Genomic DNA, 12,504 nt, shown 5'->3' with positions numbered 1-12,504 from the left:
TATTGACATTCTGCGAGGGTATATTAATATAAAGCCGAAAGGAGTATGTTATGGGTATTGCAGAATTTTGGCAAAGACAGCGCTTGATTGTTTCTGGGAAAATTCGCCCCAGAACATTACGCCCTAAAAAACGCAAAAAAGGGAAATATGAGATTGACATACAGGAGAATGATAAACAGTCTTCTGATGTTCAAAAGAAAATAGTGGATGTTATGGAAATCCAATCAATTCTCTTTCATACACAATCGGATTTACGCGATTATATGAAGTCAAGTGAATGTGGAAACTTTACAGCTCCGATAGAAAATCGAGAATTGCACAATTTTGTGAATGACATCAATGATCTTATTGAGAAAAAATGTAAGTTGCTTGATAAAATGAAGAAGAAAATCTTTGACGATGCTATTCAAAAAAATGATTGACGAAAAGATATAAAATGCCCATAGAAACCATATACCATAGGAATGGCGAAATTCGCGAACTATGCCCCATTGAAAATGGAATGATCAATGGTGTTGTCAAACGCTATTCTGAAAAAGGATTTCTTGCAAGCGAAATTCCTTATGTAAATGGTATTATAAATGGCGTCAAAAAACGCTATTATCCTGACGGTACGATTAAGGCAGAAATCCCGTATGTTGATGGATTGATTCATGGATTAAAAAAGCGATATAACAAACATGGAATATTATTTGAATCTATTCAGTATAATCATGGCGAATATGTAAGAATATGCTATTATGATTCCTATTTCGCATCTGGGCTTACAGAAGCGGAACGCTTAAGTGAAATACAAAGGGAAAAAATCCGTAAGACTGCAAATTCTGTATTTTTGAACGAATCAGAATCTTATTTTGCATTGGACGAAACATTTCTGAGCTTTAATCCCTCTAAAATTATAACGGACGATGTTCCGGAGCCAGAGGGAAAAGTTTTAGAAAGACCTAAGGAAAAAAGAATCGTTGATCCGAAAGTTGAAGCTTTTACGCATCCCGTAGAAAATGGAAGATTCCTAAAAGAGCGAATTGACCGTGGTGTTATTGTCGGCGATTCAAATTTCACGAGCGAAACTGTAACATCCTTTGAAATCACGTATTTCAAGGGGATAAATCAGGAAATGACAGCAACTCCATCCAAACGTCCTATTAAAGAAAATCCAATCACTGTTTGGATCGAAAAAGGCGATGGCGAAGAATTCAAAACCCGCGTATGGATAAGGAACGGCAAGTGGTTTGGCTGCTTTATAACTTCTAAAAACATTAGTTGGGAATACTACATGTGGGTTCTGTTCCAAAAAATCAATATTTTGGAATGGAAATCCGATAGCGGAATAGACGCAAACCCTGGCGAGTATGGTTTAATTCGTATCTATACTCAAGAACTTGAAAAAATTTTTTCTTGGACTTGCCAAAAACCTGAAAATTGGGATGAATTTCTAACTTTCTTCAATCGTTTTTTCGGAAAGAATACTAGAACATCTTTTGAAGAAGGCTTCTTCCTCACAAAAGAACAAGAATCGTTTCTTGATAATGACGGCACAATAAAGGATTTTTGTGGTGCTAAATATAATCTACAGAATCTTCAAAAGCCTGATGATATCTTCTATCCCAAAGACACAATGCCTTGCAAGTGTCCTTGCTGCGGTGGAGATACGAATTATAGAGACTATCGAGATCTTTCAAAAAGATTTTGTTACAAGTGTTATAAAAAAGCGTGTGAAAATATTCCATTACCCAAAGGCGTTGATTTGGCAGATGTCGTTTCATTTATTAAAATTGAATTTGCTACGGATCAACTGTTTTCAGAATCCACAACAGGATTTGTACTAACGATTTCAAAAAAGAAAGAGATTCTACTCAAGTATGCCAATTTGAAGCAGGGTAAATTAGAAAAGAAATCCTATACAATAAGCAATGATGATTGGCGAGAATTCCTTGAAATTCTGTTTAACAAATCTTTCTGCCATGAGTGGGCTCAGGCGTACGAAAAACATATATCTCATATGTATGATGAGCGTTGTGATAATTGGGGATTTCTTAAAGTATGTTTCAGAAATTTCCATTTAGGATACAGAAAAATATTGTCCCGTTGGTCTGGTAAAGAGCCGCCTTATTGGGCAGTTGCTTTTGATGGTGTACAGAAACTTATTGAAAAGGTTACTTGTACACCGTAATCATTCGGATTATCTCATCACCGATAGAAAGAGACTCATCTCTTATATTAGCCCATATAACATTAAGTCCATTTTTCGTTATGAATTTTTCATTAAAATTCGAAAAAGCTTTTCCCCTTTCAATGTTTAAGGCGCAGCCACAAAAATGAGTTATGAAAAAATTTTTATTTGTGATTGGACATAAAGATTGAAGTGTTTTAAAATATTTTTGGGGCTCTAAATTTGCGGGTGCAAAAATTTTCTTTTGGCTGATTTTCCAAGCTCCGTCTAGAAATTCTAGAACATCATCATAAAATCCAATTCCAATCGGAGGTGGTAATATGGCGTAAAAATCCTTCCATACTTCGTTACGGAGGGTTTCATCCTTAAAAGAATGCTCTAAAAGCTTGCTAATGTCATCAAGAGTCATGGACATATCTGCTATAAAATAGCCTATTTTATGGAAAATCGCAAGTATTTAAGGGAGCCCAATTTCTTCAGTTCTGAAAATAAGGTATTTTAATATTGTAAAGACTTGTTTTTAAACACGAGGCGTATATGGCAATGCAGGGACGAACGCTGACAATTCAGTTTATAAATGATGATCCTAATGGAATTCGTATTGTTCAAGGATTGTCACTTCGATGTGATGCATATATTGTTCCTCGTAATAGGTTGTCAGAAGCATCTAATATTATAAAAAACAACCAAATTGGAATTTATTTTCTATTTGATGAAGATAAATCAAATGTGTATGTTGGACGAACGGGAAACGGTATCGGCAGGTTGCAAACGCATCATCAGAAAGAAAAATTTTGTTGGTCCATCGCAATAATGTTTCTCACAGATAAAGGAAAGCTGACTGCATATGTGGATGAACTTGAAACACTTTCAATTATTCGCTTAGAAAAAGCTTGTAACGAAAAAAAAGTTCATTATGTCCTTTTAAACAAAGATAAACGAGGTAGGAAAGAGTCTTCATTAGCAAACCTTCCCGATATTGAAGGGATTTTTTCTGATATCAAATTTTGCCTAGCAGCTTTTGATTACAATATTGAAACGACCTCTACTAAAGAGAACGCTGTTGATCCTTCTATTATACCTGTTGTTGCGACTCGCGGTGGAATAAAGGCAAATGGATTATTTAATCGCAATGAAGGTTCTATAACTGTTAAGGCAGGCTCGGAAGTTCGCTTAGACGATGACCATCCCGCCAATGGCGAATGCGTTCAAAAAAAACGAGAGGATTTTTTAAAGGCTGGTAAAATCAAAAAAATAAAAGGGAAATACATCCTCCAAGAAGATGTTTATTTTGAGAAATTGTCTCCTTCTGCTGAATTTGTTATTGGAGGCAGTTGCAATGGTAAAACAGAATGGAAATCAGATGGCAAAACCTTGAAGGAATTATTTAATTTATAGTGTGTAAGAATTGAGGTCTGTCTATGAAACTTTATCACGGTAGCAACATTGCAGTATCTAAGCCCGAAATTCTTGTTTCCGACAGAAGGTTGGATTTCGGGACGGGCTTCTATTTGACCACAAGTAGCGAGCAGGCTCAGAACTGGTCCGAATTGACCGTAAAGCGGAAAGGAACAGGTGTTCCGACCGTATCTATTTTTGAATTTGACAACCAGGATTTGTCTGGCTTGAAATGTCTGAAGTTCCCGTGTGCTGACAAAGATTGGCTTCGTTTTGTTACGGCAAACAGAAAAAACGAAAATGTTCAGAATGATTATGACTTGATTGTTGGTCCCGTAGCAAACGACAGGACCATGCCTGTTATATCGCTCTATTTTGCGGGAATTTATGACGAAGATGAAACAATAAAGAGACTTTTGCCGCAAAAACTTCGTGATCAGTATGTTTTCCGCACAGAACTCGCTTTGCAAAAACTTATATTTGTTAAGGCGGTAACAAAATGAACAAAGTTCTACCCTTCATTCTCGATTATTACGACCGCGAAGTCTCGCAGATGATTAGCCTGAAGTACGGCTATTCTGCAATGGATGCATACAAAAAATTCATGTTCTCGAAGACATACGAAATGTTGAGCAATCCTGAGCTTCAGATGTGGGATTTCAGTTGCTTTGGAATTTTTGACATGTGGGAAGCTGAGCAAAGAACGGGCGATCCTCGCAATTCCATTTACATTCAGAGGTGCTAATGGCTAAAGAAATGGAATTTTTCAGCTTCCTGATGGAACAGTATGCTGCTTATAAGGGGACTACCGCCAATAAAATTCTAGCTCGTCTTGAAGAAAAAAACTTGACGGATTTTGTTTACAACATGTATGAGCGATATCATACGGAAGCATTGGAAAATGCGTTTGATGACATAGACAAACTACTTATATAGAAAGCTAGGGGCATTGCGGGGCTGGCGTCTGAAGCCCCGCTCGAAGGGGTAGCGAGCAACGCAGTACGAGCGAGGGGAAAGCTTTCCCCTCCTACCCTATTTTCCAAGACTTCACTGGATCCTGCTCCTACGAACCTAATTCAACTAAGGCTCTAAAGAGCCTAGTTTCATATATCGACTTCGGCGCATTGCGCCTACGCTCAGGATGACGCTATTGGCGCATTTCCACCTACATTTTCCTTCCTACTTCCTACCTCCTACTTTTACTAAATTGGCGCCCTTCGGGCGATTTAGTACACCTCGGTCATGACAATTCGTGCGAGCACGATTGTCGCGACGCTCGCCTTTTACTAAATTTGGCGCATTATGGAAATGGAAACTCGTTATAATCCGAAAATTGTAGAAGACCGTTGGCACGACCAATGGAACAAGAATAATGATTTTGCCCCGAGCGGAAAGGGTGAACCGTTCTCCGTCGTCATTCCGCCTCCGAACGTTACGGGTGCTTTGCACCTCGGCCACGCTCTGAACGACACGCTGCAGGACATTCTCGTCCGCTATCGTCGTAAGACTGGCCGCGACACGCTCTGGATTCCGGGCACGGACCACGCCGGCATTGCCACGCAGGCAGTCGTAGAAAAGAGACTTTTCCAGGACGAACACAAGACACGCCACGACATTGGCCGCGACGCCCTCGTGGAACGCATTTGGAAGTGGAAGGACGAATACGAAGCCCGCATCACGAAGCAGCTCAAGAGCCTCGGCGTCAGCTGCGACTGGAGCCGTCAGCGCTTCACGCTCGACCCGGTTTGCGCAAAGGCTGTCCGCCACGCATTCTTCAACCTTTTCAAGAAGGGTCTTATCTACCGCGGCAAGCGTCTCGTGAACTGGGACACCAAGCTCCAGACGGCTGTGGCAGACGATGAAATTTACTACGAAACTGTGAAGGGTCACTTCTGGACGTTCAAGTATCCTCTCGCCGACGGCTCGGGATTCATCCCGGTTTCGACGACTCGTCCGGAAACGATCATGGGCGATACGGCTCTCGCCGTGCACCCGAACGACGAACGCTACAAGCAGTTCATCGGCAAGATGCTCAAGGTTCCGTTCGTGAACCGCGAAATTCCGGTGATTGCAGACGCCATCCTCGTCGATATGGAATTCGGTACGGGTTCCGTGAAGGTGACTCCGGCTCATGACCCGAACGACTACGCTACGGGCCTCCGCCACAAGCTCCCGATGATCAACATCATGAACGACGACGGCAGCCTCAACGAAAATGCCGGTCCGTTCCAGGGCATGAAGGGCCAGGCCGCACGCGACGCCGTGGTGAAGGGTCTCGAAGATCTCGGCCTCCTCATCAAGGTCGAAGACCACGAAATGCAGGTGGGTCACTCCGACCGTTCCAAGACTGTGATTGAACCGTACTTGAGCGACCAGTGGTTCGTGAAGATGGACGTCCTCGCCGACAACGCCATGAAGGCAGTCACGAGCGGCGAAATCAAGATCATTCCGGAACGCTATGCAAACAAGTACCTCGACTGGCTCAAGGAAAAGCGCGACTGGTGCATCAGCCGTCAGCTCTGGTGGGGCCACCGCATTCCTATTTGGCACGCCGACGAAACGACGACCGAAGAGGACTTGAACAAGGCATTCGCAGGCCGTAACGACATTTACTATTACAAGGCACAAAACGGCATCTGGCTCATCTGCTCCGAAGAAGAAAACTTGAAGGAAGACGCAGTTGCCGGTCACAAGATTGTGCAGGAAGAAGACGTGCTCGACACGTGGTTCTCCAGTGGTCTCTGGCCGCACTCCACGATGGGCTGGCCGGAACAGACGGACACGCTCAAGAAGTACTATCCGACTTCCGTGCTTGTGACGAGCCGCGACATCATTACGCTCTGGGTCGCCCGCATGGTGCTCTTCAGCCAGGAAAACATGGGGACGGTTCCGTTCCACACGGTGTACATCCACCCGAAGATTTTGGACGGCAACGGCATGACCATGAGCAAGTCCAAGGGCAATGGCGTGGACCCGATGGATATCGAAAAGAAGTACGGCACGGACGCACTCCGCTTCGTGATGGCAAGCCTCTGCACTGACAACCAGGACGTTCGTCTCCCGGTGAAGAAGGAAAAGCAGGAAGATGGTTCTGTCATCAATACGAGCGAAAAGTTCGAAATTGGTCGTAATTTCTCGAACAAGCTCTGGAACGCTTGCCGCTTCTTGTTCCCGCACTTGGAACAGGCTGGCGCACTTTCCAAGGACATGCTCCCGATGGATTCTTCGATCTTCGCACTCGAAGACCGCTGGATTCTCTCTCGCTTGAACTCCACCATCCAAGACGCAACGAAGATGCTCGAAGAGTTCCACTTTGCTGAACTCGCCGGCTTCCTCTACCGCTTTGTCTGGGACGATGTCTGCTCTAGCTACTTGGAAATCAAGAAGGCCGTGATCAACAGCGAAACGCTCACCGCCGAAAAGAAGAACGCTATGGCAATCCTCAGCCACGTGCTCCGCGGCGTGATTGACCTGTTGCATCCGGTGATGCCGTTCATCACGGAAGAACTGAACGCAACGCTCTTCCCGGGTTCTGAACGCGTGATCAACAGCGCATGGCCGAAGGCTGACACGAGCCTCATCGACGATAAGATCGAAGCTGCATTCAACCAGGCATTCGCCGTCGTGGAAAGTGTGCGTGGCGTGCGCGGTCGCTACAACGTAAGCCCGGCTACCAAGCTCAAGGCTGTCGTGAGTGTCGATACCGCCGAAACCGAAGCAAGCGTGAAGGACTGCCAGGCCATCATCACCGAACTCGGTGGACTTGAATCGTTCTCTGTGGCCGTGAAGGCCGCAAAGCCGAAGTTCAGCGCAAGCTCCGTGGTGCCGGGTGGCGAACTCTACATCCCGCTCGAAGGTATCCTTGACCCGGCTGCAGAAATCGCACGCCTCGAAAAGGAAATCGAAAAGGCCAAAGCATTCGCCGCTTCTATCGAACGCAAGTTGTCGAATGAAAAGTTCGTCAATGGTGCTCCGGAAGCTGTCGTGAACGCCGAACGCACCAAGCTCGCAACGCAGAGAGAAATTATCGCCAAGGACGAAGCAGCCCTGAAAGATCTGCGATAATTTCTCAGCAAGACAAACACCCATAAGGCGAGCGATGCACGAAAACTTGTTTTCGTATATCCGAGCCGAAGGGTGTTGCACGAAGTGCAAATGCGTAGGCCGAGAGTCGTGGGCAAATTTATTTGTACATGACCGAGGCCAGCATTTGGCACTTGAGCGAAGCGAAAGTGCCCATTATTGCGAAGAGCACGAAGGCGCTCGAAGAACTGAAGTGACACAAACCGCAAACGCGGATTGTGTCATCCTGAGCGGAGCGTAAGCGAAGTCGAAGGATCTATAAAAAACATTAAGAGGCACTCCCTACGGAGCGCCTCTTTTTTTTGCGTTTAGAAGACTATTTTCAGCAAAAGCCCTCCCCCAAAAACATTTTTTCACGCCTTTTATGTAAAAAGATTTTTAACATATAAAAATAATTTTCGTACTTATCCGAAATTCAAGGTGTATCACAAATAAAGCTCAAATAAACTTGCTGTATTATATAACGTAAAAAACATGTATCATAAAAACGGACACTGTACTATCATAGTACGCACATTTACACACAAATTAATATTTCAACTTTTAAGCCCTAAAATCGCCTATTGTTTTGAGTTTTAATTTACATATATTTAAAACGTCAACCAGAACAAACAGGAGGACATTCTGATGAACAAAAGACAAAGAAAATATTTCGGGAAGGCTGCGGTACTCGCAATGGTCGCCGCATCAATCCCATTTACAGCTTGCAGCTACCTCGATTCTTTATTGCCGCACGATCCCTCGGATGACGATCCAATACAAATAAGCTCTTCCAGCAAGGCTAAATCGTCTTCTTCCGTTGCAACCCCTTCCGGAGAATTCCAGACATGGTACGGCTACAATGGCGAACCTCAAATTCAGACCGGCTTGGCGAACGAAACTGAAACAGCAGGGTATTGGTATTCCTTCAGCGACGAGATGGACGGCGGTCTCTCAAAAATCCTTTGGCCTGTGGAACCCGGAAACGAATACAGCAACGAAGCAATGGATCCGATTATCAATCATTGCAGCGGTCTTTGCGGAACGTATGTTCTAGACAAAGGCTCGTTAATGTATAAGCCATATGTCGGCGTAGGCTTCAATCTGGTCGGAGAAAAGAGTTTCGACGACTCGTCTGCAGAAGTCGGTGACGCATCAAACATGGACGGCATTTGCGTGACTTACGCATCCGACATAGCGATATCTGTAGAAATGCGCCTCGGTGAAGAAATGGATGCATCCTTCGACTATGCTGTACCAGCCGCATTACTTCCCAAGAGTTCCGGCACAACAAAACGTATTCCATGGCAGGATTTCAAGCAGCCAGCCTGGTACAAAGGCAAACCGATATCTGGAGAAAAAGCCGCAGCACACCTCGCGGCGATTACCTTCATGTTCCAAGGAGAAAGTGGCTCTACGGGCACATTCAACATCGCAGCAGTTGGCCCATATGATGGTTGCGAAGCTTCTCAATTCCCGATCTTCAGGCCGACAACCCAAGTAAATCCGCCAGACCCGATTGATCCGCCGAATCCGATCGATCCACCACCGACCACAAACGACTTTACAACATGGTTTGGACTTGATGGCATCGAACAAATTCACACCGGATATGATGCCGGTACAGAAACATCCGGCTACTGGTTCTATTACGGCGACGATAGCGACGGTGGAAAATCCAGAATCATTTGGCCAGAACTCCTCGGCAACGAATACGATCCAGAATCCCTACTACCTGTCATTGAACATTGTGGCGGCGTTTGCGGTACGGCAATCCTTGACCAGGGTGACTTGTATTACCAACCGTTTGTCGGCTTAGGCTTCAACTTGGCTGGCGAAAACAACGACGGCAATGTTGCTACAGCTGACGCTGCAGGCATGGGTGGAATCTGCATTACCTACTCCTCGGATGCAGCACCAACACTTGAAATGAGCCTCGGTGATCATTTGGACGCAACCTTGGAATACGCATTACCGACAGTAGCACTCCCGAAGAGTCCTTCCGGTACAACAAGGTTTATCCCATGGTCCTCTTTCAAGCAGCCTTCCTGGTACAAGGGCAATACGTCATACACCGGTGAACAGGCTTCCAGAACACTCGCGGCCCTCAGATTCAAGATTCAAGCCTCTGCTGGCAAATACAAATTCAACATCCAGGAAATTGGTCCGTATAACGGCGGCACTTGCGGCGTCACGGCTGCAGCCACCAACAACAAGGTGAAGAATCGTTAAAACAAAGTCCCATACATCTCCTTATGTAGAAGAAATCCGGCCTCGCATGAGGTCGGATTTTCAATTTCAATCAGCAAGACTTCACTGGGTCCTTCGCTATTCGCTCAGGATGACGTGATTGCGGATTATTCCTTGTCTTCCTTTTCCTTGTCGTGGCAATGGCACGGGCAATGATAGCAGTCACCCGTTTCGGCGTAATCCTTGCCAGTCCAGCAGTAAGTGCAAAGGTCTTCTTCCGGGAGGCCAATAGCCTGAATCAAGTCGTCAATGCGCTGGAACGCAAGCGACGTGAGGTTCAGCTTCTTGCGGATGTATTCGACCATGTCCTTGTACGGCTGGCCATTCGGATCGGTGTACTTGTCGAGATCGGCGTTTTCACCTTCCTGGTCGCGAATGTAACGGCGCGTGATGAGGTCGTATTCATTCTTGGAGCGGGAGAAGTTGATGAACTTGCACGGATAAACGAGCGGCGGGCAAGCGATACGCATGTGCGTTTCCTTGCAGCCCATAGAATAAAGTTTTGCAGCCTGCTTGCCGAGCTGAGTTCCGCGAACGATGGAATCATCGCAGAAAACGAGGCGACGGTCCTTGATGAGTCCCGGAATCGGGATGAGCTTCATCGAAGCAACGTGTTCGCGCTGGCGCTGGTCCTGCGGCATAAAGGAACGTGCCCAAGTCGGCGTGTACTTCACGAACGGACGGGCAAACTTGATGCCTGCTTCGTGAGCATAGCCCAAAGCGTGAGACGTACCGGAGTCCGGAATACCGCAAGCGGCATCGGCTTCGGTCGGGGTGCGCTTCGCAAGAGCGGAACCGCAACGGTAACGGGTCATTTCCACATTACGTCCTTCGTAACTGGAGGCCGGGTAACCGTAATACACCCAGAGGAACGAACAAATTGCCATTTTCTTGCGCGGCGGAACGAGCACCGTTTCGCCATCCGGCGTGAGCTCGACCACTTCGCCCGGACCAAGATCACGGACGTATTCGTAACCGAGGTTCGGAAGTGCGCAGCTTTCTTGCAAGGCAATCATGGCGCCATCCTTCTTACCAAGGATGATAGCCGTACGGCCCCACTTGTCGCGGCAGGCATAAAAACGCCCCGCACTATCCATAATCAGCACGGAGCAACTTCCCTTCACCTTGTCCTGAACATACTTGAGACCGTCAATAATTGAATCCTGCGTAGCGATAAGCGCTGAAACAACTTCGGTCGGACCGACCATGCCACTCGTCGTTGAGAACTGGAGCTGCATGCAGTTGTTGCGGAAAAGTTCGTTCTTAATATCTTCGATGTTCGTAATGAGACCAACAGTCACAATTGCGAACGTTCCCAGCTTGGAGGTCATGACGAGCGGCTGCGGGTCTGTGTCAGAAATGACGCCTAAACCAACCTTGCCAGAAAAATGTGAAAGATCGTGCTCGAACTTGCTGCGGAACGGAGTGTTCTGGATGTTGTGAATCGAGCGATGGAAAACTCCATCTGATTTCAAAACAGCCATGCCGCCGCGATGAGTGCCGAGGTGAGAATGGTAGTCGGTTCCGTAAAAGAGATCGCAAACGCAATCTTCTTTGGAAATAACACCACAAAAGCCGCCCATATAAGACTCCTGGATAGAAAAAGATTTTCCACGCACAAAAATAGAAATCTTGAGCCATATGCAAAGACTAAACCTGAAAAATTTTTATTTCAACCGCCGGGCAGCCCCCGCAAATAGCCATATTTTTTGCTTACGCCCCAAATTGGAATAACGCCTTATTTTGAATTGAGATCTTTTGAGTATATATTGGTATAAAAGCATACATTTTCAGAAGGGGAAGCATATGGAAATTAAAGCCGTACGCATGTTTGACCATGGTTTCATGAACCAGGCGTTTGCCTTTGGCGGTGAAGAAGGCAAGGACAAGTTCGACGAGCAGATTATCTACCGCAGCAGCCTGCAAAACTTTCTCATCGACACCGGGAGCGAAGTCATCCTCGTCGATACGGGATTCGTCAACGATTTTGAAGCGCCCGAAAAGAAACTCGGCGCACCGCTTTACATGGGCGAAAAGCTAAAGGACTACACCAAAGCCTTTGCGGAACTCGGCTATAGGCCCGACCAGGTCACTAAAATTCTCATCACGCACAAGCACCCGGACCATTCGGCAGCAATCCAGTACTTCAAAAGTGCAATGGTTTACGTCTCGCCCGAAGATGCCGACGCCATGAAGCTCGAAGGCCCAAACATTGTGCGCTGCACATACAAGGACGGGCCTTACCACAACTTCCCGAAATGCGAAAAAATCGCAGACGGGATTTATTTCATTGAAGCGAAGGGACACACCAAGGGCAACAGCATCATCGTCGCCGAAAACGACGGGCTCTTCTACATGATGCATGGCGATGTGACCTACTGCGATGCAGCCCTCAAGGCGAACAAGTTAAGCATCGTCTTTGAAGACATTGCAGCCGCCCGCGAAACGCTCGACCGTGTCCGCGAATTTGTCGCCAATAACCCGACCGTTTACCTCTCGACGCATTGCCCCGAAGGCTATGAAAACCTCGAGATGAAACGCGTGATGAAACTGTAGAAATTTCCACAGTTATGCCCGCGACATAAAAAGTGTAGTTTCACTTTGTCACCCCGGACGCAGTT

The 12,504-nt window shown here is 46.1% G+C and carries 11 protein-coding genes; 9 read left to right on the top strand and 2 right to left on the bottom strand.

Annotated features, from left to right (window positions below; genetic code table 11):
- Nucleotides 1-50 precede the first annotated feature (50 nt).
- Both ACJMM9_RS06270 and ACJMM9_RS06265 read left to right on the top strand, forming a co-directional pair.
- The gene (locus tag ACJMM9_RS06270; RefSeq protein WP_405324792.1) at nucleotides 51-422 is read left to right on the top strand and encodes a hypothetical protein; all 372 of its coding nucleotides are present in this window, start codon (nucleotides 51-53) and stop codon (nucleotides 420-422) included.
- Between the two features lie 14 nt (nucleotides 423-436).
- On the top strand, nucleotides 437-2,173 hold the full coding sequence (locus tag ACJMM9_RS06265) for a toxin-antitoxin system YwqK family antitoxin (protein WP_405324790.1): 1,737 nt from the start codon (nucleotides 437-439) through the stop codon (nucleotides 2,171-2,173).
- Here ACJMM9_RS06265 and ACJMM9_RS06260 read toward each other — a convergent pair.
- Nucleotides 2,157-2,582 carry a hypothetical protein gene (locus ACJMM9_RS06260; RefSeq protein WP_405324788.1) on the bottom strand — a complete coding sequence of 142 codons (426 nt, stop codon included), beginning with the start codon at nucleotides 2,580-2,582 and terminating at the stop codon, nucleotides 2,157-2,159. The genes ACJMM9_RS06265 and ACJMM9_RS06260 overlap by 17 nt on opposite strands.
- A gap of 128 nt (nucleotides 2,583-2,710) precedes the next feature.
- Between ACJMM9_RS06260 and ACJMM9_RS06255 the strand changes: the two genes are divergently transcribed.
- The 6 genes from ACJMM9_RS06255 to ACJMM9_RS06230 all read left to right on the top strand — a co-directional run bounded on the left by ACJMM9_RS06255 (nucleotide 2,711) and on the right by ACJMM9_RS06230 (nucleotide 9,865).
- Nucleotides 2,711-3,571 carry a DUF4357 domain-containing protein gene (locus tag ACJMM9_RS06255; RefSeq protein WP_405324787.1) on the top strand — a complete coding sequence of 287 codons (861 nt, stop codon included), beginning with the start codon at nucleotides 2,711-2,713 and terminating at the stop codon, nucleotides 3,569-3,571.
- A gap of 23 nt (nucleotides 3,572-3,594) precedes the next feature.
- Nucleotides 3,595-4,074, top strand: a complete 480-nt coding sequence (locus tag ACJMM9_RS06250; protein ID WP_405324785.1) for a DUF3990 domain-containing protein — start codon at nucleotides 3,595-3,597, stop codon at nucleotides 4,072-4,074.
- Nucleotides 4,071-4,316 carry a hypothetical protein gene (locus ACJMM9_RS06245; RefSeq protein ID WP_405324783.1) on the top strand — a complete coding sequence of 82 codons (246 nt, stop codon included), beginning with the start codon at nucleotides 4,071-4,073 and terminating at the stop codon, nucleotides 4,314-4,316. Before ACJMM9_RS06250 ends, ACJMM9_RS06245 begins: the two co-directional genes overlap by 4 nt.
- Nucleotides 4,316-4,507: a DUF3791 domain-containing protein gene (locus ACJMM9_RS06240; RefSeq protein WP_405324781.1), complete on the top strand. Its 192-nt coding sequence runs from the start codon at nucleotides 4,316-4,318 to the stop codon at nucleotides 4,505-4,507. The genes ACJMM9_RS06245 and ACJMM9_RS06240 overlap by 1 nt, the downstream gene beginning before the upstream one ends.
- 372 nt (nucleotides 4,508-4,879) lie before the next feature.
- Nucleotides 4,880-7,636 carry a valine--tRNA ligase gene (locus ACJMM9_RS06235; RefSeq protein WP_405324780.1) on the top strand — a complete coding sequence of 919 codons (2,757 nt, stop codon included), beginning with the start codon at nucleotides 4,880-4,882 and terminating at the stop codon, nucleotides 7,634-7,636.
- 645 nt (nucleotides 7,637-8,281) lie between these two features.
- Nucleotides 8,282-9,865, top strand: coding sequence for a hypothetical protein (locus ACJMM9_RS06230; RefSeq protein WP_405324778.1), 1,584 nt, complete (start codon nucleotides 8,282-8,284; stop codon nucleotides 9,863-9,865).
- Between the two features lie 125 nt (nucleotides 9,866-9,990).
- On the opposite strand, the gene ACJMM9_RS06225 is transcribed toward ACJMM9_RS06230, so the two are convergent.
- Nucleotides 9,991-11,466 carry an amidophosphoribosyltransferase gene (locus ACJMM9_RS06225; protein ID WP_405324776.1) on the bottom strand — a complete coding sequence of 492 codons (1,476 nt, stop codon included), beginning with the start codon at nucleotides 11,464-11,466 and terminating at the stop codon, nucleotides 9,991-9,993.
- 223 nt (nucleotides 11,467-11,689) lie between these two features.
- Between ACJMM9_RS06225 and ACJMM9_RS06220 the strand changes: the two genes are divergently transcribed.
- Nucleotides 11,690-12,439, top strand: a complete 750-nt coding sequence (locus ACJMM9_RS06220; protein WP_405324775.1) for an MBL fold metallo-hydrolase — start codon at nucleotides 11,690-11,692, stop codon at nucleotides 12,437-12,439.
- Nucleotides 12,440-12,504 lie beyond the last annotated feature (65 nt).

This window comes from Fibrobacter sp., assembly GCF_045112255.1.
Taxonomy (GTDB): Bacteria; Fibrobacterota; Fibrobacteria; order Fibrobacterales; family Fibrobacteraceae; genus Fibrobacter.
This window is presented reverse-complemented; position numbering and strand designations above follow the sequence as displayed.